Annotated in this window: 17 protein-coding genes; 10 read left to right on the top strand and 7 right to left on the bottom strand. The window is 46.2% G+C overall.

The window, feature by feature from the left end:
• The coding region (locus SFV55_RS17750; protein ID WP_320030875.1) for a PHP domain-containing protein at positions 1 to 707 on the bottom strand (707 nt) is incomplete at its 3' end.
• A 223-nt stretch (positions 708 to 930) separates the two neighbouring features.
• On the opposite strand from SFV55_RS17750, the gene SFV55_RS17755 reads away from it, so the two are divergent.
• The 4 genes from SFV55_RS17755 to fdhD all read left to right on the top strand — a co-directional run bounded on the left by SFV55_RS17755 (position 931) and on the right by fdhD (position 4,483).
• Positions 931 to 2,271: a carcinine hydrolase/isopenicillin-N N-acyltransferase family protein gene (locus tag SFV55_RS17755; protein ID WP_320030876.1), complete on the top strand. Its 1,341-nt coding sequence runs from the start codon at positions 931 to 933 to the stop codon at positions 2,269 to 2,271.
• 175 nt (positions 2,272 to 2,446) lie between these two features.
• Positions 2,447 to 3,175, top strand: coding sequence for a metallophosphoesterase (locus SFV55_RS17760; RefSeq protein WP_320030877.1), 729 nt, complete (start codon positions 2,447 to 2,449; stop codon positions 3,173 to 3,175).
• 8 nt (positions 3,176 to 3,183) lie between these two features.
• Positions 3,184 to 3,624, top strand: a complete 441-nt coding sequence (locus SFV55_RS17765; protein WP_320030878.1) for a DUF4112 domain-containing protein — start codon at positions 3,184 to 3,186, stop codon at positions 3,622 to 3,624.
• 10 nt (positions 3,625 to 3,634) lie between these two features.
• Complete coding sequence (fdhD, locus tag SFV55_RS17770) at positions 3,635 to 4,483, top strand: formate dehydrogenase accessory sulfurtransferase FdhD (RefSeq protein ID WP_320030879.1); 849 nt, start codon at positions 3,635 to 3,637, stop codon at positions 4,481 to 4,483.
• A 28-nt stretch (positions 4,484 to 4,511) separates the two neighbouring features.
• On the opposite strand, the gene SFV55_RS17775 is transcribed toward fdhD, so the two are convergent.
• From SFV55_RS17775 to SFV55_RS17790, 4 genes are all read right to left on the bottom strand, one after another.
• The gene (locus SFV55_RS17775) at positions 4,512 to 5,921 is read right to left on the bottom strand and encodes a serine hydrolase domain-containing protein (RefSeq protein WP_320030880.1); all 1,410 of its coding nucleotides are present in this window, start codon (positions 5,919 to 5,921) and stop codon (positions 4,512 to 4,514) included.
• Between the two features lie 125 nt (positions 5,922 to 6,046).
• Positions 6,047 to 6,739, bottom strand: coding sequence for a 4'-phosphopantetheinyl transferase family protein (locus SFV55_RS17780; RefSeq protein ID WP_320030881.1), 693 nt, complete (start codon positions 6,737 to 6,739; stop codon positions 6,047 to 6,049).
• Positions 6,636 to 10,988 (bottom strand): AMP-binding protein, encoded by a 4,353-nt coding sequence (locus SFV55_RS17785; protein ID WP_320030882.1) that lies wholly within the window; start codon positions 10,986 to 10,988, stop codon positions 6,636 to 6,638. Before SFV55_RS17785 ends, SFV55_RS17780 begins: the two co-directional genes overlap by 104 nt.
• A 328-nt stretch (positions 10,989 to 11,316) precedes the next feature.
• Entirely contained in the window at positions 11,317 to 17,052 is a 5,736-nt protein-coding gene (locus SFV55_RS17790; protein ID WP_320030883.1) for a T9SS type A sorting domain-containing protein, read from the bottom strand.
• A 362-nt stretch (positions 17,053 to 17,414) separates the two neighbouring features.
• Between SFV55_RS17790 and SFV55_RS17795 the strand changes: the two genes are divergently transcribed.
• The 3 genes from SFV55_RS17795 to SFV55_RS17805 all read left to right on the top strand — a co-directional run bounded on the left by SFV55_RS17795 (position 17,415) and on the right by SFV55_RS17805 (position 22,100).
• Positions 17,415 to 20,069 (top strand): choice-of-anchor L domain-containing protein, encoded by a 2,655-nt coding sequence (locus tag SFV55_RS17795; protein WP_320030884.1) that lies wholly within the window; start codon positions 17,415 to 17,417, stop codon positions 20,067 to 20,069.
• Positions 20,070 to 20,228: 159 nt separating this feature from the next.
• Entirely contained in the window at positions 20,229 to 20,900 is a 672-nt protein-coding gene (locus tag SFV55_RS17800; RefSeq protein WP_320030885.1) for an SGNH/GDSL hydrolase family protein, read from the top strand.
• Positions 20,901 to 21,002: 102 nt separating this feature from the next.
• Positions 21,003 to 22,100: a DUF4249 domain-containing protein gene (locus SFV55_RS17805; RefSeq protein WP_320030886.1), complete on the top strand. Its 1,098-nt coding sequence runs from the start codon at positions 21,003 to 21,005 to the stop codon at positions 22,098 to 22,100.
• A gap of 23 nt (positions 22,101 to 22,123) precedes the next feature.
• On the opposite strand, the gene SFV55_RS17810 is transcribed toward SFV55_RS17805, so the two are convergent.
• On the bottom strand, positions 22,124 to 22,558 hold the full coding sequence (locus SFV55_RS17810; RefSeq protein ID WP_320030887.1) for a helix-turn-helix transcriptional regulator: 435 nt from the start codon (positions 22,556 to 22,558) through the stop codon (positions 22,124 to 22,126).
• Positions 22,555 to 22,929, bottom strand: coding sequence for a hypothetical protein (locus tag SFV55_RS17815; RefSeq protein ID WP_320030888.1), 375 nt, complete (start codon positions 22,927 to 22,929; stop codon positions 22,555 to 22,557). The genes SFV55_RS17810 and SFV55_RS17815 overlap by 4 nt, the downstream gene beginning before the upstream one ends.
• A 158-nt stretch (positions 22,930 to 23,087) precedes the next feature.
• Here SFV55_RS17815 and SFV55_RS17820 point away from each other — a divergent pair, with 158 nt between their 5' ends.
• From SFV55_RS17820 to SFV55_RS17830, 3 genes are all read left to right on the top strand, one after another.
• A complete protein-coding gene (locus SFV55_RS17820; RefSeq protein WP_320030889.1) occupies positions 23,088 to 24,806 on the top strand; it encodes a hypothetical protein in 1,719 nt (572 codons plus the stop codon).
• 128 nt (positions 24,807 to 24,934) lie between these two features.
• On the top strand, positions 24,935 to 25,276 hold the full coding sequence (locus SFV55_RS17825) for a XisI protein (protein WP_320030890.1): 342 nt from the start codon (positions 24,935 to 24,937) through the stop codon (positions 25,274 to 25,276).
• A 13-nt stretch (positions 25,277 to 25,289) separates the two neighbouring features.
• Positions 25,290 to 25,895, top strand: coding sequence for a DUF416 family protein (locus SFV55_RS17830; protein ID WP_320030891.1), 606 nt, complete (start codon positions 25,290 to 25,292; stop codon positions 25,893 to 25,895).
• The last annotated feature ends 36 nt before the right edge of the window (positions 25,896 to 25,931 follow it).

The following is a 25,931-nucleotide window of genomic DNA, read 5'->3' on the forward strand; positions in this document are numbered from 1 at the left end:
TTGACACAAAGCAGGATATCGTGGGGCAACCAATCCTCCTCGTTCACATAGTGGGAGTCGTTGGTGGCAATCACTTTCAGGTTGTATTTTTTTGCAAAACCCAGCAGGGTTTGATTGATGTCTTCCTGACTGATGCCCAGGCCATCGATGTTCTCCAAACCGCGATGGCGCTGGATTTCGATGTAGTAGTCTTCGCCAAACAGGTCGATCCACCAACGCAATTGTTTTTCGGCTTCCTCTAGTTTGCCGTGCATGATCAACTGGGGAACTTCGGCCCCAATACAACAACTGCTGGCGATCAAACCTTCATGGTATTGCACCAGCAACTCCTTGTCGATACGGGGGTATTTGCCGTATAAACCTTCAATGAATCCCAGGGAACAAAGTTTGGACAGGTTTTCGTATCCCTTGGCGTTTTTGGCCAGAAGCAACTGGTGGTAGCGCTCATCGGATTCACCTTTGGCACGGGAGAAAGCTTTTTGGTGCCGGTCTTTAACCAGGTAAAATTCACAACCAATAATGGGTTTGAGGTTGCGTTTTTTGGCCTCCGCTACAAATTTAAATGCCCCGAACATGTTGCCGTGGTCGGTCAGTGCAACGGCCTTTTGTTCGTCTTTTACGGCTTTGTCCATCATTTGGGTAATGGAAGAAGCACCGTCCAAAAGAGAGAATTGAGTATGACAATGGAGGTGGAGAAAATCGGGCATTTTTGTTTTTTATTGGCGGTCAGCAGATTAATCTAATCGGTCAAAAAGGCATCAAAAGCTTCTGGAAAGATACGGCGTTTTGTACTTTTTTGGACAAAAAAAAGAATTTTATTTACTAACATCTCAGAACAAAAAATAACTCAAACAAGTATAAATAAAGATGTACATTATACCAGAAAAATAGTCTCAGTTCCTTTTTTCAACCAGCCTTACAATCAACTTTATGTGTGATACCTTCGTCAAAATAACCTCCAGCAAGCTCATTTTTGGCAAAAACTCTGACCGTGAACCGAATGAAGCCCAGGCTATAGTTCGGTTTCCCCGCCAGGAACCCACTGAAAAAAAACTCCAATGCACGTATATCGAAATCCCTCAGGCAGCACTGACTTATGAGGTCATTTTGTCGAAACCTTTCCAGATGTGGGGGGCAGAAATGGGCGCCAACGAACATGGCCTGGTCATTGGCAATGAAGCGGTATTCACCAAGATTAGTTTCCAAAAGAAAAATCAGGGATTGACTGGGATGGACATGCTGCGTTTGGCGCTGGAACGTTGCAGTTCTGCGGATGCAGCACTTGAATTGATGATCCAACTTTTGGCCGACTACGGCCAGGATGCTTGTGGTGGCTACCGCAATCGCCGTTTTTTTTACCACAATAGTTTTTTGATCGCCGATCGCCATACAGCCTGGGTATTTGAAACCGCCGGGCCACATTGGGTGGCCAAAAAAATCAAGGGGCACTATGCCATTTCCAATGGGCTTACCCTGGATACAGATTACGATCGCATCAGCTCACATGCAGAAGAATATGCAATAATGCGGGGCTGGAGTAAAAAGGGAGCTCCCTTTTCTTTTGCCAAAGCTTATTCAGATTGGTTTTATACCCGCATGAGCAAATGTAAAGTGCGGCGAAATTATTCTACCCAGGCCATCCAAAACAATCCAGCCCTGGACGCACTCAGCGCCATGCAAATCCTGCGTCAACATGGAGATGAGCCTGAGAACCACTATGACCCTTCCCACGGCGGTACTGGCAATGTCTGTATGCATTCCACGGGACCAACCAACCCCAGCCAAACTACAGGGTCTATGGTATTTGAATTGCCACTGGATGGTAGTGCCCCAACACTATGGATGACTGGTACCTCAATGCCCTGCCTTTCGGTGTATTTGCCTTTCTTTTTTGGTGGAAAAACCCTGCTTACGCCTGATTGGCCCCAGCCTGGCAGCAAACCGGATGAATCATTGTGGTGGCAAGCCGAACGTTTGCACCGAAAAATTGCCCTCAATTATGCTAGAGGCCGTCAATTGATCGTTACTGATTTACAAGGAATGCAAGAGGAATGGATGCAAAATGTGGCTGGAAAGATAAGCCAAGGTGTCAAGTCTCAAGACCTGGACGATTACTCAGCACAGGCTTTGAAGCAGTACCAAAATTGGCTGAATGACACTTGGCAGAAAACAGAAATACAACAGCTTCCAGTCCGTTCTAGAGCCTCCTTGTACGCCTTGTTTCAATACATCAACGATCGTAAGGTGGATTTACGGGGCGTTAAAAAATAAATTGTTCATTTTGCCAAAGGATTAGATGAGAAAACGGTCCATTTCAAGTGCCTTATCTAATCCTTTGGCTCAAGAAAAATGAACATTTATTTTTGCCCCACTACATCGGTAAAATTTTTATTTTGCAGAGTAGATACACCTAGCATCTGACCAAATCAGGTGCACAACCCAGGCTATGAGAGTTATTCAAATTACCGATCTGCACATCGGACAGGAAGGAGAAGACACTTACTTTGTAGACGTAAGAGAAAATTTTCGACGCATCATTGCCGCAGTTCAAGAGCGTCGACCAAACTACCTGGTACTTTCTGGCGACCTCTGTTACAGCCAGGGAGACCTGGAAATTTATGCCTGGGTCAAAGAATGGGTGGATCAATTGAAGATTCCCTATGAAGTCATTGCTGGTAACCACGATGATTCAAAATTGTTAACCGAAGCCTTTCAACGACAAGCGGATTACCAACCGGATGGCCTATATTTTGCCCGCAATTGGGGAGGACGACCAGTTCTGTTTATGGATACTTCAACTTACAAAGTGGAAGCGCCCCAACTAGAGTGGTTGCAACAACAACTTCAACAATTGCAGGGCGACATCATCCTCTTTATCCATCATCCGCCAATGTTAGTGGGTACGCCCTTTATGGACAATAACCATCCTCTGGAAGATCGGGACCCCTTACAAGACATCCTGTGTGCTTACCCGGGCAACATCGACATCTTTTGCGGGCATTATCATGTGGAACGTACCGTGCGTTGGAAAAACCTGCTGGTTCATCTTACTCCCTCCTGTTTTTTCCAGATCGATTCCAACGCCGAGGATTTTAAAGTCGATCATTACCGCATTGCTTTCCGAGAAATTTCCATCCAGCCCGATTTGACCATAAGCTCTGTACATTATCTTTAACGACAGTCATGGACGATTTACAATTTTTGGATAAGTTGGCCGATTTTTTGGACAACCGTTTTCGGATTCCCTTCACCCGCATTCGTTTTGGAATGGATGCCCTGATTGGCTTGGTTCCTTATGTAGGTGATGTGTTTACCTTTTTGGTTTCGGGTGTTCTGGTGGTTGTTTTGGTGCGCAAAGGGGCCAGCGGTATGTTAGGGGTAAAAATGGTGGGCAATATCCTGCTTGATGGGGTAGTGGGTTCAGTACCCTTGCTGGGTGACCTTTTTGACATTCGCTACAAAGCAAACTACCGCAATGTACAATTGATGAAGGAGCACTACGCGCAAGGCAAACACGGTGGCAGCGCGTGGTGGGTCATTTTTTTGATCCTGGGAGCTTTGATGCTGATGCTTTTTTTGTCCATTTATGTGGTTGGAAAGCTGCTGTGGTGGATTTTTTCATAAAAGGAAAAGAATGTACCAAACACCCACGCGAGAAAAAAACATCATTAAATATCGTCACCATAATTTTGCTTCCCAAAATGATTATTTGGCAAGCGAAGAGCCACTCGAAATACAACTTGCTTATGGCCCCCTTGGCCAACGCCAGTTAATGAGCTTAGCCGTTACAATGCGCACGCCCGGAGCAGATTTTGATTTGGTGTACGGTTTCTTATTCACGGAGGGATTGGTTCAAGGCCGGAAGGAGGTCCTGCAAATGCGCTATCCAGGGGTGCAACTCAACCCGGAAGCACAAGAAAACAGCATTTTGATAGAGTTACACCCATCTGCACAATTCGATGCAGCAAGATTGCAACGGCATTTTTACACCAGCTCCAGTTGTGGCGTATGTGGTAAGGCCAGTTTGGAGATGGTGCAAAACCAGTCTGCTTTTTTATTGCCAGCCCATCAACCCATCATTTCCCCTCAAACATTGTTGCGATTACCCGAAGCCTTACTTCAGCAACAATCTCTGTTCAACCATACCGGAGGAATTCACGCGGCTGGATTGTTTTCAAGTAGCGGGGATTTGTTGTACCTGCGGGAAGATGTGGGTCGGCACAATGCCGTGGACAAGGTGATTGGGGCAGCGCTGCAAAAACAAACCTTGCCGTTCAGTGACACCATTCTCCTGGTGAGCGGTCGAGCTGGTTTTGAACTGGTTCAAAAAGCAGTCATAGCGGGCATCCCGATCATGGCGGCAGTAGGCGCCCCCTCCAGTTTAGCGGTTGAATTGGCTGAGGCACATAACCTGACCTTGGTTGGCTTTTTGCGCGAGGGGGGCTTCAACATCTATTCTGGAGGGGAGCGGATTGAGCTTTGAAGAAGGCTTTTGAAGCCTTATATCTATTTTATTGTTTTTTCATCCACAAATTGAGCACCCGACCGTTGGAGACTCGCAAACCTTGGATCATCCCGTTCGGATCCCGTTCAAAACGCAAGGTACTCATAAAGGATGGCCCGCTAAAACGATCCTTATCCACGTGCTGAATGCTGAATTTGCCATTGTAGCGATGTACGCCAACCAAGCTATCTCCTTCCATTTGAAGAGTATATGTAGTTGCCAGTTCTGGGCAATAATACTGTCCGGCATAGTCCTCCAAGGGGCCAGGAGGACTGGGTGGACCTTTAGAAGCCGATCGATTCAGGACAGCCAAACTGGGCGCAGGTTCGGTAAAACGATCCGCCAAAAGGATATCGGCAATGCGTTCACAGGTAAGCTGGCTATTGAAGTTGGCAAAATTACCTTTGACTAAAATGGCGAGGTCCTGCTGTGGAAAATACACCATGGCCGCCCTGTAACCTGCACTGGCCCCAGTATGCTGAATACGGCGTAGACCACGATAGGGCAGTGTTTCCAGGCCAAAGGCATAGTTTAAGCTATCTCCATTGCTGAGTACCCCACGTTGGAACATTTGTTGAATAGCTCGCTGGCCGCCTACTTTGCCATCGCGGTAATTGTTGCACCAACGGGCCAGATCGGGTAGGGTAGTGTAGATGCCTCCTGCGCCTAGGACTGTACTGTTGTCGTACAATTTGATCCATATGTTTTGGTCGCTCATGGCATATGAATCGGCCGTGCCAGGAAACAACTCTCCTTGAATATCCATTACATAGGTATCGTTCATGCCCAAAGGACGAAAAATTTCTTCGCGCATCCAGTCTTCAAATTTTTTCCCACTCGCTTTTTGAATGATTTCCGCCAACAGCATGTAGGCTGTGTTGCAATAACTGTAACGGCTGCCAGGAGGGAAGTTGAGTTCCTGGCTGTGTTTTACCAAATTCAGCGCTTCCTCTTGATGTACCGCATCTCCTTGTTTCCAGCCTACCAATTCCAACATGCCATAAATCTCGCGCAAGCCACTGGTATGGTGCACCAGATGCCGAATGGTGATAGGTTGACCAAAATCAGGCACCTCAGGCAGGTATTTCTGGATGTTGTCGTCCAGGTTTAACTGTTGGCGTTGCGCTAGGAGCACGATGGCAAAACAAGTGATTTGTTTGGCCAGGGAGCCGATATCGGATACGGTGTTGGGGGTAAAAAGTAAGCCATGCTCCAGATTGGACAAACCATAACCTTTGGAAAACATCAGCTGCCCTCCTTTCAAGATGCCAACGGCCAGGCCCGGGTTGCTGCCTTGTTGGTAAATGGAAAAAAGAGAATCAATTCGAGGGACGTAGGGGGCGATCCAGCGGTGGTGCTGGGCAGAGACTGGGCTCCAAAAAATAAGCGCCAACAATAGACAGATGTAATGTTTCATGGTTACCTGGTTACGTAGGGCGAATCACTGGCGCGCCCTATGTAAAGGTAGTATTTTATGTTTATTCTCAAATCGGCGCAAACAAATCATGCAGCTGCAAAAAACGTCCGATATGATCCAGTTGTTTAGGTGGTGGAGGAACACGCTAATAGAAACGCCAAATTTGCTGCGCCATTTCCTACAAAGGCTCCTATTTCCGCTCCTGGACACGCAATTGAAACACTACCCCAACCGCGCTGACCAATGCTGTTGTTTCCCGTACAAGGGTCAACGTTTATGTAGGTCAAATCATCGACCAAGCCCCATCCAATGGCTTTCAAAAAAGCTTCTTTGCGGGTCCAGATTTGCGCAAAAGCGGGTAGGTTTTCGCCGTTCTTGCAATACTGCTTTTCCGGCGCACTCAGCACAAAATCAGCAGTAATCGCATCAATGTACTCGGGAATGCTTTCTAAGTCAACACCGATCGGATCTTGCGCAATGCCGATGAGGAAGGAGCTTGAGGTATGGCTTACATTGAAATGCAACCCCTGATCCTGGAGTGCTGGTTTGCCTTGGGCATTGTAACTAAACTGAATTCCAGCTGGATCAGTGTTCAATTTTATCCCCAAACATTTGCGCAGCGTTGCGCGGCACCATAACCAGGTGTTGCGGGCTTCTGCTGGCATTTTTTGAGCACTAGCTCGTTCTGCATTCGAAAGAAAAGCCCACAAATCCTCAGTTAGCGTGGTGTAAGGGCGGCCATAAATCAGCAAAGGCTGGTTGCTGTGTATTATTGCAGCGGTAGTCAATGATTTCCACCTGGGCTTGATGCTTTCCATGTTTTGATGCTTGAAGTGCTGTGCACACAATTTCATTCAGACGCGCCTCCAATACTCCCGCAAAGACCTGATCGTTGGGTGCCACAAAAATGTGATTGTGATTCCCGGGAACCACATGTGCGTTTATTCCATTTTGAAGGTAGGGATCCCAACCGTAATGCTTCCGATCGCGAATGTAGAAGCTTGCTTTTTCGGCTTTAAACAAGTCAATTCGGGTGGCAATAGGTTCAAGTTTGTATTGTGCGAGTGCTCGGGTCAACGCGATGGTGGATGCACTCACGGTGTAAGATCCTCGTTCCTGATTACTAGGAGCCTCCTCGGAAGGTAGTTTTACCAACTTGAGTTTTGACAAAGTAGAATAAAGGCTCACCAATAAGTTGTTCTTTTTCTGCATCAGGAAGCGCCGACGCTCACGCCGTTCTTCCTTTAAAAAAGCTTGTACGGCAAAAGTCAACTTGGCGATAGGGGTAAGCACCGCTTCGACCATGCGTTGAGACCATCCTTTCGATGCTTGGGCAAAAGCTGCTGACGAGTCAACCAAACCAGCAAAAGCTACCTCCTCCTGATTGGCTTCCAGTTGCTTGGTTATTTCAAAAACAATAAAACCACCAATAGAATACCCCAACAAATGATAAGGCCCATTGGGTTGAATTTTTTTGATTTCCTGGAGGTAATCGGCCGCAATGCCGGGAATGGTCCATTGCTGGCCTTGCCCTGCTTCTACCTTCCTGGCCTGCAAGGCATAGATGGGGCGGTCAGGATCGAGGTAGCGTGCCAATGATTGAAACATCAGTACATTCAGGCCAGCCCCATGAATCAAAAAAATGGGGGCTAAACTGCCCTTCGTCCTAATGGGAACCATCACATTCCACAAATGCTCGACGGTTCTGCTGTTCACCAATTCTGCTAATTTTCGGATGGTAGGGTACGTGATCAATGAAGCAAGGGGAAATTCAATGTCAAATTCCTTTTTGAGGTTGGCCACGAGTTGCACCGCCAATAGCGAATGCCCTCCCAATTCAAAAAAATCATCTTCTACACTGATGTTGTCTCTTTTGAACAATTTGCACCAAAGCTCATGCAAATAGCTCTCAACCGGGCCTTCTGGCAATAGAAGCACTTCCACCCGGTTTGTTCTGGTTTGCGCCAGTAAACTTTCCAATTTTCGGGCATCTACTTTACCATTCGAGGTCAGTGGAATTTCGGCGATCATCAGGATGGTTTCAGGCACCATGTAGTCGGGCACTTGAGTACTCAGTTTTTCACGAATTGTGCTTGAATTGCATTCAGCGTTTTCAGCCAAAACAAAGGCAGCCAGGCTGGGCGTCCCGTTGGGCGCCTGAACAACTTGTACTACCGCGTCAGATACGCCTTCAACACCTTTGATCTGACTACTGATTTCATCCAGTCCAATCCGAAACCCACGGATTTTCACCTGGCGGTCAAAGCGACCGAGGTAATAGACGGTACCATCAGTTGCCGCTACTACAGTGTCACCTGTAGAATGGCTTCTAATGGTACGTCCTTGGTGATCAAAGTGATTCATAAACGAGGCATGGGCTTTGTCGGTAGGGTCTGCCCCTACATATCCAAAAGACACCGCATCTCCCATGATGTGTAAAATTCCCGCCAATCCTTGCGGGAGTGTTGATCCCCACTGATCAACTATTCGAATCGAATATCCAGGCAATGGTTTTCCAATCGCAATCCGGTCGGCTGGTTTTTTGGAAGTTTTGATCTCTTCAGCCAAAGCAATTACGGTACATTCCGTTGGCCCGTAGCTATTGATCAAGCGATGCCCCGGATTGGATTCGCTCCAGGTAGTCCAATCTTCTTTGTACATGGCTTCGCCACCAATAATCGTCAGGCGCAATGATGGGGAAGCATTGGCCAAAGAATAGGCATTGCTCATGAGCCATTGCCGCCAATAAGCAGTTGGTAAGTCCAATACGGTGATGCCTTCCTCAACGATTACTTTCGCCAACTCATCTGGAAGCAACCAGGACTCCTCGCGCAGGTACAAAGCTGCTCCAGAGCACAAGGCCATAAATGTTTCCTCAATAGAAGTATCAAAAGCCAGATGAGCGAATTGAATGACCTTGTCCTGAGCGCTCATGTTGTACAGCCCCAGAGCGGCATCTACAAAAGTTGTCAGCGACTTGCGGCTGATACCCACTCCTTTGGGTAAGCCGCTAGAACCACTGGTGAACAGAATATAAGCACCGGCATCAGGGTATGGCTTCAATTCTGGGGTTTGTTCAACGGTTTTTACATGTTGAATGCGCAATACATTCAAATCTTCAAACGGAAAGTCGCGCTCAGTAATGAATACTATGGCATTGGGCTTGGCTCTGCTGCAGATCAGCTTGATCCGCTCTTCTGGCAATTTAAAATCCAGCGGCACAACGGTAGCACCTACAAAAAGGCTCGCCAAAAAAGCTTTGAAATAGTCATAAGTACGTGCTACTTCGACCATCAAAATATGACCTTCACCAATGCCTTGTGCGTTCAACCAGGCTGCCGTAATTTGTACATCGCGGCTCAGTTGTTGGTAAGAAATTTTTTGGCCTCGATCAACGATGGCCGTATGCTGCGGGTACATTTTAGCCACTTCAAAAATTCGAAAAAGTGGATCCAAAGAAGTTTGAGGCAGGGAGTGGGTGGGCTGATTGAGTACATCGAGCCAGGCTTGCTCGCTTTCAGCCGACATCAAAGGCAGTGTTGTCCATGCAGCCCCCTGGTTTTTCGCCGCTGATTGAACGAACCATTCCAGGGCTTGGAATACCTCCGCACTCAGCCCTTTGATGGAGGCTCCTTCAGGGCTCAACTGTACAAGCAGCACGCCATCAGGTACAAACGAAACATCAGCACCCGCTTCGGCGATGTATATCTGTGGCTGTTTTCCGCTCACATTGGCCAAAGTTGGGTACCGCAACATCAGATCTGAACGATAAGTAATGGCGTTTTGTACTCTTTTGATTTTTTTTGCAATCCGGCCCAAGGCATTTTCGATGCTGTCGTTGACCTCCAACTCGGTGGTAAAAGGCACCCATTTTGAAAACAAATGTTGATCCGTAGGTATTCCTGCCGGAACGTAGGCAAAGGTGGTTTTTACTTTGCCCGTAATGCGTTGTAGGAAAGCGACAATGGCAGGCAATAGTTCAGCGCTCCCATTGATCAATCCCTTGTAGTCAGCCAATTTATCACCTAGCTGATGCTTGGTCCATTCCGCCAGCTCTGCATTTTCCAGTTCATTTTTCCAGAAATTCTCGTATTTGGCTGTTTTTTGAAAAATTCCATTGGCTGTCTCAAACCATGGTGTAGCGGGCAATACCAGTTGCTCGCCACGCTTCAGCACCTCTTGAACGGAAGGTTCGTGGCCGTCAGCAGCAACTATTTTTTCGATAACCAACACCCCCCCATCCAGGTCAACAGTGGTATAGTCTCCCATTTGCCTGACCAAACCTGGCCTTGTACTGGAGGTAGCAGGCGCGGTGTAAGCTTCTTTGAGGTAATAAACTTGTTCGCCTTTGACGAAGGAAGCCATCAAAAAGGGGTTTTCCAAATGCGATTCCATCGAACTAGCGCGGATCAATTGTTGCGTGCTAGCGGGAGATTCAGCCCAATTGATCACACCCAAATGAAAAGGGCGATCAGCTTGACCATAATAAGACCCTCCATGATCAGCCTGAGGCAGCTTCTCAAATGTATTGCTCAACCACCCGGGTAGTTCCTCCCGGAATGCCTCCATGGCCGCCTCATAACATTTAATATTGAGTGCGTACGCCGTGTCATCAGGGGCTATTTCTATGGTTTTTGAGGCCAAAATAGCTCCTCCATCAATGGTGGTAGTCAATTCATGCCAACTAATGCCATGTGAGGTTTCTCCATGCAAAATGGCTTGATTGGTAGCGTACAAGCCGGCATACTTTGGCAATGGAGAATCATGGTAATTGATAGCCATGCGCGTAGCCATTCGGATAAATTCAGGCTTGAGAATATATGGATTGTTGATGCTAAAAATGAATTCCACTTCAAGATCTGGTACCAAACCTGGCGCAGCAAAACAAGGAATTTGATGCTGAGCCGCAGCTTGCAAGAGTTGCTTTTCAGTTGAAACTACTGCTTGGATAACACAACCTTGCTCCTGAAGCACCTGCATGCAGTATACAGGCAATGATCCTTCTCCCAGTAGGATACAGGAATTGAGTTGTTGCTTGTTTTCGAGAGTGGTAATAGTTGGTTCCATAGAGGTATTTGATTCTGATACAAAGCTAAGCTGTAAAAAAAGGCCGGGCGACCCCGAATAGGTAAGCGGTAGAATCGGGTAGGTTTTTGGTTGAATTTGGCGGAAAATTGAATTTGACCAGACCCACTTAGCTGAATTCCCCGCTTCATTCCCTGTGAGATAGTGTGGAATGCGGCCCATGGCCATGTAAATCAGCAATAATTGGTAAGAGGGCTAATCTTAAGTTTCTTCCTGGGTAAAAGGCCTCAGTTTCATAAAAGCAGAAGGGCTGTAGACACGCAACCGCTTCCCAACCCTTCTGCTTTTTACCATTCTTAATTTCCAGTTCTTACTCCTGCTTCACCCACTTCTGAATTGCCCTTGCCCCATTCAACTCCACTTCCAACAAATACCATCCTACTGGCATTTCCAGCACATTAAACGAGGTTTGGTTTTTACCAGAAACCACATCCAAATTCTGTTGCCGGATTACCGCACCAGTTGGATGCAAAATCCGTACTCTTGCCCGAGAAGCATTGGTACTGTGGTTCTCAAACTGAATATTCAAGTCGAATTGACTTGGATTGGGGTAAAGGTATACCTGCAAATCAGGTTGAACGGTAGCTTGCTTCAAAGGCCCATTCGCCTGCAATTCGGGATCTGTTGGTGCACCCAAAGCATTACCGAGAGTGAGCCGAACAAAATTGTCGGACAGATCAAAACAGTTGTCTGCCAGAGCTACTGAATCCAGATTGTCACCAGCTTTGGCCAGTAAAAGACCACTGTGTGAAAGCCCCCACACTCTGAAGGTACCCGCTGGTAATGTGTCAAAATTGAGGCTATCCGCAGGCAAAATACTGTGGATCATGTTTTGAGCATCCGTTAGGATGAAGCGGTACGGTGGCAGTGGAGCTGCGTCTTTGCGCACAAAACGAACCACATCAGCTTTGTTGTCGCCACGGGTAATGCTCAATTCGGTCACCCCGTTTGACGTGCTGATGGTTCCGCCCACAGGCACTTGAACCACCACAGTAATAAAGTTTTCCGACAAGTCGTAACAATCTGTACTGAGGGCAGAATTGAGTAGGTCTTGTCCAAATTGCACCCTGAAATCACCTGTATGGGCAACCCCCCAAACCCGGTAAGTACCCGCTGGTGAGCGTTCGAAATCAATCAATATGGATTCAATATCCGGGAATAAAACCCGGTTTCGATCATCGGTAATGACAATCCGGTAATCATCACCTACCAACACATCTGGCGGGAAAACCGGAATGGCATCTGGCAATCCATCACCAGGGCAAACGAAGTAGGTGCTGGTACCGTCCTGAGTACTGATTCTGCCACCATCTACTTCTCCGCCGCGGAAGACGCGAACGACATTGTCAGCCAAATCGTAACAGCTGGTGGCCAGGGTGTCTTTCAGATTCAGTTTTTGCCCCAACTTGAACTTGGTCAGACCAGTATAAGAAAGACCAAAAACCAAATAATTTCCAATGGGCTCAGTGCTCAAATCGATACGATCTCCACGTACAATCTGCCGGATCAAAGTGTCCGGACTGGTCAGGATGTAGACAAACCCAGCCCTGGATCGGCTGGTGGTTTTCATCCGCAGGGTCATCCCATCTTTACCTGGACAGAAACGCAGATTAGTGGAATCATTGCTGGCACTGATGCGGCCTCCATCGGGCGTATCCAAAAAAACAGAGAGGAAGTTGTCGGAAATATTGTAGCAACCATCCGAGATTGGGGTGTTTTGTAGGACCCGGTTGGTGCTTAGCGTAAAGTTCCCCGAGAAAGAAACCCCGTAAATGCGGAAATCGCGCAAGCCTCGGATGTCCAGGTTCAGGCTATTGCCAGTGATGATGCTCAATACCAAATTGCTGGAATTCGTGAGGACGTAACGATAACCCACATCCGTAGCCGTTGAATTGTTGCTGAAGGTATAGGGGTCGGCAATCCCATCATTTGAACAAATGTAGATGGAGTCCCCTTGGGCAGTAGTAGAAACTCGGGCACCATCCACGAAGGATTTTTGTACCGATACAAAATTGTCACTGAGGTCATAACAATCGTCGGTAATGACAGAGTCGCGTACTGAGGAGCCCGTTTTAATAACTATATTACCAGTATAAGCCAGGCCATAAACCCGGATTCTTGAACCACTCAATTGTTCAAAGTCAATTTTGTTGGTATCCGGTAATATAGAAATGAGGCGATCCTGGTCGTCGGTTACCAAAAGCAATTGTAGTGAATTGTTGGCACCTGTGCGGGTGATCGTAGCCACATCGGCTGTACCGTCGCCAGAGCAAATGTTGTTACCCACACCACTAGCTTCAATACGGCCTGCTTCGGGTGTAATTTTAGCGATTTCCAGATAGTTGCTCGACATGGAAAAGCAGGAAGAAGCCAGTTCCACCTGATCAACTTTTTGACCAATCATTGCCAGCAGATTACCGTTGAATACCAAGGCCCAAATGCGGTAATTCCCGGTGGGCAATGAATCCAGGGAAGTTGCAGTCTCCATAGTAATGGCTCGAATGGTATTGGTGGTATCGGTAATTAAATAGGCGATAGCTCCTTCTTGATTGCCCTGAAGTCGCCACTCGATGGTATCTTTTTGGCGATTGCTGGCGCAAACGTAGGCTTTGGCTCCTCCACCCAAAAGGCTAAGCTGCCCACCCAATGGGATTTGGCGATTGACAGTGATGGAATTGAAGGATAGCCCTGAACAATCGTCTGCTAAAAGGTCGGTGAAGATGTCTTGCCCAGCTTTGGCCAACAATTGCCCGCCATATGCCAAGCCCCAAACCCGGTAAGTGCCACCAGGAAGGTTGCCAAAATTGAAACTGTCCTGGGAAGTAGCAGCTATGATTTTATTGGCATCGTTGGTGACGAGGTATACAAATTTATCTCCCAAACTACCTACCCGCTGAAAGCGCAGAGTAGAGCTAGCCCCCATTGAAGGACATTGCAGGTTTTCGGTTCGACCATTGCTCAATCGCACCAGTCCCCCTTGTAAGTTGGTTTTAATGGCAGTAATGGCATTGGAAAGGTTGAAGCAGGCATCAGACAAAGCGCTCCGATTTATGTTTTGACCAACGGCTGCGGTAAGGGTACCCGTATAAGCCATGCTGTAAATGCGTGCGGTATCTCGGGGGATTTCATCAAAAATCAAACTGGTCTGATTGGTAACACGCAAGATGTTGCCCAAGGCGTCGGTGACCAGATAAACGAGTTGACTACCAAGTGCATCCCTGCGTGTCCAGCGCAGAGTATCGGGTTTGCCTTCCCGACAGACAAATCTGGGTGAGCTGCCAGTACTGAAGGCCACCACTCCTCCTTTAACTTGTTCTTTGGTGATGGCGATAAAATTGTCCGACAAATCAAAACAGGCATCGGAAGCATTCATGCCCGTAACTACATCGCCAGCTTTGAGCAAAAGGCTACCGGAGTAAGAAAGGCCCCAAATACGGCATTTACCGGGTTGGCCTGCATTGAGGTCGATGCTACTGCCCAACAATACCAATAAAAGGCGATTCTCGTCGTCGGTCAACAGATAGCGGTAGGTAGAAGTGCTTGCTGTACCTGTGGTGCGGAAGGACATCTGATCGGCCGTTGCATCGATACAAACCAGGCGGGAAGTGGCTCCGGTACTCAGGGAAACCTGTCCTCCGTCCACTTCATTCCAGCGGAAGCGTAGGAAATTGTCACTGAGGTCAAAACATTCATCACTGCTGATACTGGCAATGGTGTTGCCTACAGTTGCACTCAATTTACCTGTATATGCCACTCCATAAACCCGGAAATTCATCGGAAAACTCTTAGAGGGGCGGAAACTTTGCCCATCACTAATGGCGACAATGCGCTGCAAAGTATCGGTGATAATCAGCGCAAAACGATCTCCTTTAAATGCTGGCGTAATTTGCACCCCAATGCTTTCCGGTGCGTTTTGACCAAAACAAATCAATGCATTACTGGGGTTGCTTAGGCTTAAGGCCTCGGCAGCTACGGTGCGCTTGATCACTTGTACAAAAGTATCGGACAAGTCCCAGCATTGACTACTGAGTTCAGTTGAGTTTAAACGGTCGCCTTCCTTTGCCAACAATTCGCCAGAAAAACCAAGGCCCCAAATGCGGAAATAGCCTTCCTGTTCGCCCAACATGCGTACCTGATTGCTGGTGGAAATGGAGATGATGCGGTTGAAGGTATCGGTAAGCAGGTAGACGTAGTTTTGAACAAGCAGCGTAGAGGTTGAAATCATCAAACTGCTGTCTTTGCTTACTCCACACAATACCTTACGGGTACCCCCATCAGCAAATTGGATGCGCCCCCCATCGTTGATGAACTTGGTAAACGTGATGAAGTTTTGTGAAAAATCGAAGCACTGATCCGAAAACCGCGCTGTACGAATATTGGAACCTGCCGAAAAAGAGATTTTACCCGTGTAGGACAAACCATAAACCCGGTACTCTCCTGCAGGTAGGTCAGCCAGATTGTATAGTCCATTGTTCGGGAAAAGGCTGATGACGTTGTTTTGGCGGTCGGTGATGAGGTAAACGTAGTTGTCGCCACCCGTGCCTGTGCTGGAGATGATTTTGGTTTGGGGTACTCCTGATGTAAAGCACAACAATTGAGCGGTGCTGCCGTCACTTAATAGCAAGAGACCACCGTCGGGATTGCGCTTGCGTATTTCGACCGGTTTTTCGGTAATGGAATAACAACTATCTGCAAAGGATACTGCAAAAAGGGCATCTCCAATTTTGGCTTGAATAGTACCTATGTAAGTAGCGCCCCAAACTCGATTGTACTCACCGTTGATGTTGCGGAAATTGATGCTTGGGTTGGCCGATAGGGCCAAAATACGGTTGTTCAGGTCCGTAACGATAAAATGTTGCTTTTCCGAACTATTGCTGGTCAATCCAAAAGTGCGGAAAGTGGCGGCAGGATCATTGATACAAACCGTACTGGTGGTATCGTTCCCGATCAGGCTAATTTTCCCGGCATCTAACAAGTAAACAGTAGCACGTATGAAATTTTCAGACAAATCCGAACATGCCGTGCTTAGCTTGCCGCTGGCAGGTTGGCCAATTTCTGCGGTCAATTTTCCAATATAACTCAAACCCCAAATTCGGTATTCCCCCGTAGGCAGACCTTTAAAGTCTACTTTAGCACTGGGTAGTAGCTGCAGAATGATATTTTGAGCATCGGTCAACAGGTAGGTATATAAGGCCGGAGATTCGGTGCTTGTTTTTAGGTCTCGGCTGGATATATCGGGCAAATTGCCACAGACGAAGGTATGGGTTGCACCATCAGGCAGAGTCACCTGGCCGCCGTCAGGGTTGGTTTTGATGACAGAGAGGTAATTGTCAGACAAATCAAAACAACTATTGGAAAATACAAAACTGAGCACATCTTCGCCAACGGAAGGATTCAAATTGCCACCATAAGACAAACCAAAAACACGGAAAACACCCAGCGGCAAACTTTTCAGGGAAATGCTGGGTTCAGTAAACACTTCAATGACCTTGTTTTTGGAGTCGGCCAGAATATACCGGTACACCGGGCTATTACTGCCAGGTTTTAAGCGCAACACCTCATCCGTGTTTTCATTGGCACAAATATAATGGGGTGATTCACTATTGCTAAAGGAGAGTACCCCACCATCTGGAATAAAATGCACTACCCGCACAAAATCATCTGTGAGGCCAAAGCAGTAATTGGCCAAACTATCGGTTTTGGCATTCATTCCGGGCCGGGCCAGAAGTTGCCCCTTGTAGTACAAGGCCCAAACCCGGTAATTGCCGGGGCCATATTTTTCAAAGTCGATGTTGGGCACTGGAGAAATGTCCAGAATTTTGTCCTGTTCATCGGTAACCAACAGGACATAGGGCAAATAAAAGGTGCCCGTTTTAAAAACAAGCCGGTCAGGCTTACCGTCACTAGCGCAAGTAAAAGCTTCAGTACCACCACCAGCCAAAGCGATTTTGGTACCATCACCACAGTTTTCGGGAGATTGTGCTGCCAGCCTGCTGGAAATGAAAGAAAGGCAAAACAGCACCCATAAGTAAAAATAATGCTTCATTGGATAGCAATTGTGTATTTTCCTAAGTGTAAATCAATGATAGTCAGAGTACTACATGGAGTATTCTGTTAACAATAGCCGAAGGGGGCATAGATGGGTGTAGATAGCCTCTTAAAGATAGTAAAAAAACATATAAGCGTTGGAGAAACGCAGCGTAAATATAGTCTTTTTGTCATAGATGTGTAAGTGAATCAGGGTAAAGTTCAAAAGATACCTTGTAAAGGTTAGTATGGGAATAAAAAGCGGTGAAGGACAAAAAGCTTTTATGTTAACACTGCAATTTTAATAACGGTAAAAACGTACCTTTATTGGAGACTAAGAGCATGTCTAAATCATAATTCCAAAGACCGATTCACTGCATTATGTGGAACATTGCCTCTGTTGCGTTTGTATTGATCGAAATGTTCGGACAAAATCCTGGGCCAAAGCACTCTCCAACTTTGGCCGGTATCGACGCCAGTCACCGTTACACCGTAGAACGACTGGTTCAGGATGTATTTGTAGGGGGCGCATGTCGCAACACCTTCAACATCAAAGGTATTGGCAACAGTGGAGGCATTGGTTATTTTGAAAATGGCCAATCCATTATCGGCATCAACCGGGGTGTGCTTTTGTCGACTGGACCTATTGAAAACAGTGAAGGCCCCAACGACTCCCGGCGAGTTAGTGGAGATTTTAAAGACCTTACTGGCGATCCTGACCTGAAACAATTGTCTCAGCTAAACATTCAGGATGCCGTGGGTATTGAATTTGATTTTGTGCCACTCGATTCGGTTGTCACTTTCCGCTACGTTTTTGCATCTGAAGAATACTGCGAGTTTGTTGGTTCCAACTTCAACGATGTTTTTGGTTTTTTTGTAAGCGGCCCAGGGATCAATGGCTCTTTTAGCAATCAGGCCATCAATGTAGCCCTGGTGCCAGGAAGCAAGGACTATGTTTCGATCAACACCATTAACCACAATACCAATCAAAATTACTTCGTCCACAACGAACTCAAAGATGATGCCGACCGCTGCGGCATTCCCTGGACGAACTCTCCCAATCTGGGCAACATCCAGTACGACGGTTACACCCAGGTGATGACCGCCACCCTTAAACTCAAACCCTGTGAGACCTACCACCTGCGCCTGGTCATTTCCGATGTCAACGATGGTCAATTTGATTCTGCCGTTTTTTTGGAAGCGGAAAGTTTCAACATTGGCGGCAGCATCAATCTGGCAGTAGGCGACGGGGTACAACAGGACACCATCGTTGAGGGCTGTGGAGAAGGGCAATTTATGGTCAGTCGCAAGGACCCTACTCAAACTACTTTACCACTGACCATTGGGATTCGGGTAGCCAATGCCAGTCAGGCCAAATCCGGTGCCGATTTTAAACCCTTACCTTCTTCCGTGACCATCCCGAGCGGAAAAGTTTTTACGACCATTAAAATTGAATCCATTCTGGATCAGGTCAATGAGGGCTTGGAAGACATCATTCTTGAACTGGATTTCCCATGTTCCTGTATCAGTGACACGGCCCGATTGTACATTGAAGATCCTCCTCCTCTAAACACAGGTTTAAAAACAGTGGAGTCTTGCATCGGCGACACAGTATTGTTGCAGATAAAGCCAAGCGGAGGGATAGGCCCATACCGCTTTCGTTGGAGCAGTGGGGATACTTTGACTCAGTTCAGGGCCATTGCCAAAATAGACACCACCTACAGGGTCAATATGAAAGATGCCTGTGGCCGCGTCATTGATGATCAAGTGATCGTGCGCCGCCGCAAACCGCCCGAGGCTCGCCTCAATAGCTTGCGCGAAGTTTGTTCCAATGATACCGTTTCAATCCCCATTTATTTCTCGGGTTTTCCGCCCTATACCTTTACTTATGCGATAAATGGGGTGGCCCAGCAAAAATTAGAAACCTTTGACAATCCTTACACCATCAATACCAACCTGGAAGGGCGGATTGAGTTACTGGATTTTCAGGATGCCCTTTGTGAAGGCAAAGTGAGTGGCAGGGCCGAAATCCGCAACTATCAAATCAAAACCCTTGCTACCTCGCGCCAGGTAAGTTGTTACCAGGCCAATGACGGCTCCATCCGCGTCGAAGTGGCGGGGGGAACCGCACCCTATCAGTTCAAATGGAACGCCAGTGCTGACAATGGCCCAACGATCCAAAACCTTGCTGCGGGTAAATACGCAGTAACCATCACCGATGCCAAAAACTGCTTTACCAATGTAGAGGTAGAGGTTCGTCAACCTCCAGCTCTGGATTCAATCACCTTTGATTGTCAGGAATTCAGTGGCCCCTTTATTTCTTTTGCTGCTTCTGGAGGTACTCCACCTTATTTGTACAGCATCAACGGTGATCCCTTTGAAAACGAACAGGTTTTTAGTCAGCTCAATTCTGGTGATCGTTACGACTTGCGCATCCAGGATGCGGCAGGGTGTATCGTGAACCAAAATTTCATCATGCCCTCTCGGTTTGACAAAATGGTCGAACTGGATCCTACGGTGTTGTTGGAGTTGGGGCAAGATTATACGTTCAGTCCCAATCTGAATATTCCAGAGAGCTTGATCAAAAGCATCAAATGGCAGCCCGCCCGAGGCCTGAGTTGTACCGATTGCCTCAAACCTCAGTTGCAAGCGCTCAAAAACGATACCTACACCATAATAATGGAAGATATTTTTGGTTGCCTTGGCTCGGCGTTTATCAATGTTAAACTGAATCAACAAATTGACCTATACGTCCCGAATGCTTTTTCACCCAATGGAGATGGGCTCAATGACCTACTGGTGGTACACGCCAATCGGAATCAAATCCATAGGGTCGTACGCATCCAGATTTTCAACCGCTGGGGATTGCTTATCCACGAGGATCAGGATTTCCTGCCCAATGAAGGCCGCCGCGGCTGGGATGGGCGTTACAAGGGAGTGGATATGCTCCCCGGGGTGTATACCTATACGGTGAGTGTGGAACTGGCCGATGGGCAATTGCAAATGCGCAAGGGGGAGGTGACGCTGATGCGCTAATCTAAGGTGCCTCTAAAGTGTCTGTGGTTTCTTAGGTGGTGAAAAAAATGTGCTCTTCGCGCTTGCGCGCAAGAGTTTTATTGAACCACCTAAGAAACCACAGACACCTTAGAGGCACCTTAGAAGAGTTATGTTGATGCTTAAAAAATAAGAGAATCCATGTTGAAGACTTTCTTTGCTGCCACTACATTGTGCTTGTTCTCTTGGGCTTGCCAATCCCAGACGCCTGCCAGTGACTCCCTCCGCTACCTCGCCCTTGGCGATTCCTACACCATTGGTACCAGCGTCGAAGTTGCCGAACGTTTTCCCATGCAACTGGTCAAAGCCTTACAGCAAAAAGGCATCAAAATTCAAAAGCCCAAAATCATCGCCCGCGTCGGTTGGTCTACCGATCAGCTCAGTGTAGCCATGGATCGCGAAAACCTGAGCGGAACCACCTGGGACCTGGTGACGCTATTGATCGGGGTCAACAACCAGTATCGGGGTGGATCTTTGGAACAATACAAACTCGAATTTGAAAACCTCCTAAAACGGGCGATCGAATTGGCTGGAAAAGATAAAAAGAAAGTGATTGTCCTTTCTATCCCCGATTATGGGGTTACGCCCTTTGGGCAGCGTTTCCAGGCAGGGCGCATCAGTCGGGAAATTGATGAATTTAATGTGGCCAATAAAAAGATCAGTGAAAACTATGGGGTAGCCTATTGTGACATTACGCCGATATCGAAAGAAGCCCTGAAAGAAAAAGACCTGATTGCGAAAGATTTATTACATCCATCGGGGAAGATGTACGGACGTTGGGTAGAATTGTTGTTGGGGATGCTGAGGTTCTAATCTGCTGAATTTTTTGCCCAATGACCGACTCAAATGCGTATTCATTTGGCTATTAAAAGTATAGCAACTATTTTACAAGCTACATCGATCACAACAAGCTACATGAATCGCAAAATATTGCCCTCTCTTTGGCAGGGTTTGAGTGTATTGCTGGTATTCGGGTTGTTTGCCTGTACCAAACCTGTGGATATAGAACTACCTACGCTGGATGAAGGGATCACTATTTCAGCCTACCTGAATACCACTAAGGGCAAGCAGGAGGTGAGGATACAACGCCTGGCCCCCTATACCACACGAGGACTCAATTATCCCATTCTGGACGCCCAGGTATGGATCATCGATAATCAAGGACTTAGACAAAATTTCAAACCCGACCCGACCCGGATTGGCTACTACCTTCCAGTCGATCGAGATTTTGTTGGAGAACCCGGAAAAACTTATGTACTCCACATTTTAACTCCCGACCAACGCAAGATAGAATCCCTGCCTCAAACCCTGCGGGAAGCACCACCCATCAAAAAAGTATACCGGGAAGAAATCATTGTGGACGATTCACGCCTTGGGCCAGTGGTGAAAGGATTCAAAGTACTGTTGGAAATGGATGACCCGGCTACGAAAGGGGATTTTTACCGCTGGGATTGGGTGCATTACGAGCAAATTTCCTATTGTGCTCAATTTGATGGAATCCCGCTGGGAGGCTTACCTTATGCTACTTTGGTGGGCTTGCCTTGTTGTGAAACTTGTTGGGATATTGTACGCTGCTACGTTAATTGTACCAATGTTTATTCAGATGTACTGATCAATGGAAAAACCATCACCCGCTACCCGATTTCCAGAATTCCCTACTGCCCACGAGATTATTACATCGAAATTCAACAACGCTCCATCTCCAAAGAAGCCTACAACTATTGGCGCACCGTAGATCGATTGACCAGCAACAATGGGAGCCTTTTTGATACTGCTCCAGCGGCGGTGCGAGGCAATTTGACCTGTGTGAGTGATTCAAGTCAGGCTGTGTATGGTTTATTTGAAGTATCGGATATGGAGGAAGGGGGCTATTTTATTTCCCGCATCAATACCTCTAAACCTGGGTATTTTACTTGTGATCCAATTCCTCTTCCCACTGCCTCAACACTTTGTGTGTCTTGTGTTGAAAGTGTGTATCGGACGAAGGTGAAGCCGAGGTTTTGGGTTCGGTGAGAAGGGGTGATGATCGGACTTTCTCAGCGTTTAAGTTTATCTAAGGCTTCCCTCCGGTTTGTTACCTCCAAAATTTTGTAGATGTTGTTGATGTGCGTTTTGACCGTGCTGAGGGCAATAAACAATTCATCTGCAATTTGCTGATTGCTTTTTCCCGTTCGGATTAAGGCAAGTACTTCCCGTTCCCGGGGGGAAAGCTGGCGGGTAAAATCTTCAAGTTGAGGCTGATTCTGACCTTGTATCGCTTGTAAAATCCGTTCTTTTTGTTTTTCAAGCTCTAATTGCAGCCAAATACGGATGAACAAAAACGCAAGCAACAACAGCCCCAGTGCAATCAAGGGCCTTTTTTCCCAAAGCCACTGATTTTGCCAACCATTAAATGAATAGCTGATGGCATTCAGGGCAAGAAAAATTGCCAGGCCTAATACGATTTGTTGCTTGCGTTCAGATGAGATCATCCGTTATTAATGGCTTTTAAAGAGAAAAAATACCTGACCCAAGCCAATGAAGCCAAAACCCAATAACCAATAGCAAATTCAATGTGTTGGGCCAAAAATATAAATTGCAAACCTCGTGATTCACCCCCATAAACGGTTAAGGGAAGAATTGAATATAAAATCCCAATCGCCAGCAGTTTATCGGAGGATAAATCATTGCTCCATGGACCTAAAACCAGTCCGGCCACACCAATTCCAATCCAAATTACCCATGCATACTGCGAGTTGATCAGAAAAGTAAAACCTTGCGCATTGGCATAAAAACTTAGTGGGAGCAGCGCGATAAAGATCAACACCCCCAAGGTATAAGAAGCTTTTGATTTGTTGCTCATCGGTTTGAAATGATTAATGGTGAATTACTGTGGGTAAAATTAGTACCCAGGCAAAAGCTTTTCAAATTGGATGGGGTGGAAAAAGGGTGGATTTTTGATTTTTACTTTGTTTTTGGGAGAACCCAATGATTTTTATATTGCTGACTCAAATAGTTGTCATGCAATTTCTCATCCACCTTCCGATCCAATCTACCTTAGCTGAAGCCATCCAAAACCTAAGCGACGCACGTATGTACGCCATTTTTGGTCCGGTTATTCTACAACGATCTCATGATTACATCGATCAAATTGAAGATGTGGATTATGCGCCAGGTCTGGCTCAAACCTTGATCTATGGCTCTGAAGAATACGAAGTAGACATCAAACACGAGGCCAACACAGCTCGTTTGTATGGAGATTGTTCCTGCCCTTACGACGGTGGTGCCTGTAAACATCTGGCGGCTTTTTTGCAGTACCTGCGTGAAGCTAAAGATTTGGATGAAATCAATTATGTTGAAAATACCTCGATTGTCATTACGTCTAGTGAACCTGCGGGTGGCGCACCATTCGATTTTAAAGCTTGGGTAAAAGCACGCAGCCGGGAGGAATTGGAAACGCTTGTCTTACAACATGCTCCTGAATCCCTGCGCAAATCCCTGGCTTTACAGTCTGGAAGTGTAACTGCGCAGCAGGAGCTTTTTCAAAAAGCCGAAAAGAAAGTCAAAAAAATACTCAACAATGCTTATGAATATGACCTTTACACTTACGAAGAAAAACTCCTCAAACACCTGGAAACGCTTCGCCCGCTCTGGAGCCTGATGCCAGAAAAAATTTTCAAGTTATTGCGAAAGGTCGTTGAAGGGATCGACAATGCAAAAAGTGAAGGATACCTCTACGATGATTACAATGATGGAGTTTTTGAAGGCATTGAACTAGGTGCCTATATCGCCGAGTTTGTTTCTTCCTTACCGGAGCCTCTTTTTGTAGAAGGCTTGTCAGAGATATTGGAGGTATTTGGAAATTTGCAATTCGCCATCTGTGATAATTTCTGGTCCGTATTACTGCCTAAACTAAACGAATCAAAAGGTGTAAACCTAAAAAATCTATTTATTGCCAATGATTTGTTGTCTCAACAAGCACATGACCAACAGCAAGCGATCTGGTTTTTTTTAAAACCTTTATTGAATACAACAGAGCAAAAGCAATTGCTAAAAACAATGTCTGATCCTTTTTTTATGCTTGAACTGGTTGATTTATATGAACAAGAAGGGCAAGGTCAGGAAGCCATCCTGTTATTGACCAGAAAATTGCCTCAACCAGTAAAAAAACATTGGAACGACTCCTACAATATTGCTTATGGTTCCGAACCTCTCTATGAGAAGTTACTTGAGTTATTGCATAAAGACAAACAGAATCAGGACCTTAAAAAATGGGTATATCGCTATGTAGAAGAAAGAGCTACTGCCCGAAGTTTAAGTTTTTCACTTCAATTCCTGCCAGAGGCACAAACAGAACTGGAGACTTTGTTAAAAAAGCGACAGGTCGGGAATTTTGCCCAATACCTTGAAGAAAGTTTTCGTACACCAGAAGTAGTCCAGCTTTTTAAAAGCCACCCCAAGGACTTCCCACAAGTTACCCAATATGATTTTTTTAAACGCAATCTCTTACTGTTTCCCAAAGAAGCCCAAGTCATTTTTAAGCAGGTATTGGAACAGGCATTACCAATAGCCAAAGAGTACAGCTACCAGAGGGTTGTAGAAGTCCTGCTTTTGCTACGGGAATTGATGGAAAAGCAAACTTTTGTCGCTTTGGTACAAGCCATTCGTGCTGAGTACAAAAGGCGGCCAAACCTTGTGGCATTGATGCAAAGTGCGGGCTTGCATTTCCCGGAGAAATAGGTTTATTTTGTGGTAGGTAAAAAATAAAGATGGCTAAAATTTTTTCAACGGCCACTCATTAAAGAAATCGTTGAAGAAGATAAGATGAATCTGCTTGTTTACGATCACATTGAAGAAATCATAATGCTATGGAAAAAATGGTGAAATATCGCGAGGCCATCACGCAATTGCTGAATGGATACCTAGCAAGTGGAACACACAAAGAAAACCCTAACGTAGAGGAATACGTCTCATTCGATACAGAACGCGACCATTATCAACTTTTGTCACTTGGCTGGGAAAATGGACGACGAGTATATTTCTGTATTCTACATTTCGACATCAAAGGGGGTAAAATATGGCTGCAAGAAAACAATACGGATTATGATATCATCAGTAGGCTTGAAGAGATGGGAATAGCTAAGTCTGAGATTGTGATAGGGTTTCATCCCGCGGATGTGAGAGGGATGTCGGAGTTTGCGGCGGCTTAGTATTTGAGCGAAAATGAAAATAGTCAAACAAATACTCAATAAATCATCACACCTTACCTTTCCCCAACAAGGCTTATTCGCTTGCTTGCTCGTTGAAAAAATGAAGGCAAATTTTGATTATTTTTTCGCCCAAGAAAAAGAAAAGACCGAAGCCGCCATGGCAATTTTAAATGCCTGTTTCGATTACATCATAGCCTTTCCAGATACTAAAAAAGTTTCATTATGCAGTTTTTTGGAACAAATCGAAGCGCTCACTCCGGACCTGGATGAAGAAGAAGGAGCTGCAGCTTATGCTTTTGATTTTTGCATTGCCTGTTATTCACTGCTTCGTTTGTTGCGTGATTTTGACCTACAAGAACTGGAAACAGTGATAGAACAAGCGATTGCAACTGTGGACATGTTTATTCAAGAGTATTTGGACCTCGATCCTTCTGATGCAGATTTAGAAAATAAAATTGCACATAGCCCTTTTATGCTAAATGAAGTGGAAAGACAACAAGCCCTATTAAGTGCAGTTCAGACCATAAAAATCATCAATGAAGAGCAAGTGTTTAAATTGAGGGATATGAATCGTCGTTTTCCGGATATGGTAAATTTAAGGACTATTTACCCTGGGTAAAACCTTCAACTCTTGCCCACTATTTTATCAAAAAAT

The sequence above is a fragment of the Haliscomenobacter sp. genome (genome assembly GCF_033763495.1).
In the GTDB taxonomy this organism is placed as follows: Bacteria; Bacteroidota; Bacteroidia; order Chitinophagales; family Saprospiraceae; genus Haliscomenobacter.

What these genes read in the sequence shown, in the direction of transcription:
- SFV55_RS17755 (WP_320030876.1), top strand. Translation starts at nt 931, where the DNA reads ATGTGTGATACCTTCGTCAAAATAACCTCCAGCAAGCTCATTTTTGGC.
- SFV55_RS17760 (WP_320030877.1), top strand. Translation starts at nt 2,447, where the DNA reads ATGAGAGTTATTCAAATTACCGATCTGCACATCGGACAGGAAGGAGAA.
- SFV55_RS17765 (WP_320030878.1), top strand. Translation starts at nt 3,184, where the DNA reads ATGGACGATTTACAATTTTTGGATAAGTTGGCCGATTTTTTGGACAAC.
- fdhD (WP_320030879.1), top strand. Translation starts at nt 3,635, where the DNA reads ATGTACCAAACACCCACGCGAGAAAAAAACATCATTAAATATCGTCAC.
- SFV55_RS17775 (WP_320030880.1), bottom strand. Translation starts at nt 5,921, where the DNA reads ATGAAACATTACATCTGTCTATTGTTGGCGCTTATTTTTTGGAGCCCA.
- SFV55_RS17780 (WP_320030881.1), bottom strand. Translation starts at nt 6,739, where the DNA reads ATGGAAAGCATCAAGCCCAGGTGGAAATCATTGACTACCGCTGCAATA.
- SFV55_RS17785 (WP_320030882.1), bottom strand. Translation starts at nt 10,988, where the DNA reads ATGGAACCAACTATTACCACTCTCGAAAACAAGCAACAACTCAATTCC.
- SFV55_RS17790 (WP_320030883.1), bottom strand. Translation starts at nt 17,052, where the DNA reads ATGAAGCATTATTTTTACTTATGGGTGCTGTTTTGCCTTTCTTTCATT.
- SFV55_RS17795 (WP_320030884.1), top strand. Translation starts at nt 17,415, where the DNA reads ATGTGGAACATTGCCTCTGTTGCGTTTGTATTGATCGAAATGTTCGGA.
- SFV55_RS17800 (WP_320030885.1), top strand. Translation starts at nt 20,229, where the DNA reads ATGTTGAAGACTTTCTTTGCTGCCACTACATTGTGCTTGTTCTCTTGG.
- SFV55_RS17805 (WP_320030886.1), top strand. Translation starts at nt 21,003, where the DNA reads ATGAATCGCAAAATATTGCCCTCTCTTTGGCAGGGTTTGAGTGTATTG.
- SFV55_RS17810 (WP_320030887.1), bottom strand. Translation starts at nt 22,558, where the DNA reads ATGATCTCATCTGAACGCAAGCAACAAATCGTATTAGGCCTGGCAATT.
- SFV55_RS17815 (WP_320030888.1), bottom strand. Translation starts at nt 22,929, where the DNA reads ATGAGCAACAAATCAAAAGCTTCTTATACCTTGGGGGTGTTGATCTTT.
- SFV55_RS17820 (WP_320030889.1), top strand. Translation starts at nt 23,088, where the DNA reads ATGCAATTTCTCATCCACCTTCCGATCCAATCTACCTTAGCTGAAGCC.
- SFV55_RS17825 (WP_320030890.1), top strand. Translation starts at nt 24,935, where the DNA reads ATGGAAAAAATGGTGAAATATCGCGAGGCCATCACGCAATTGCTGAAT.
- SFV55_RS17830 (WP_320030891.1), top strand. Translation starts at nt 25,290, where the DNA reads ATGAAAATAGTCAAACAAATACTCAATAAATCATCACACCTTACCTTT.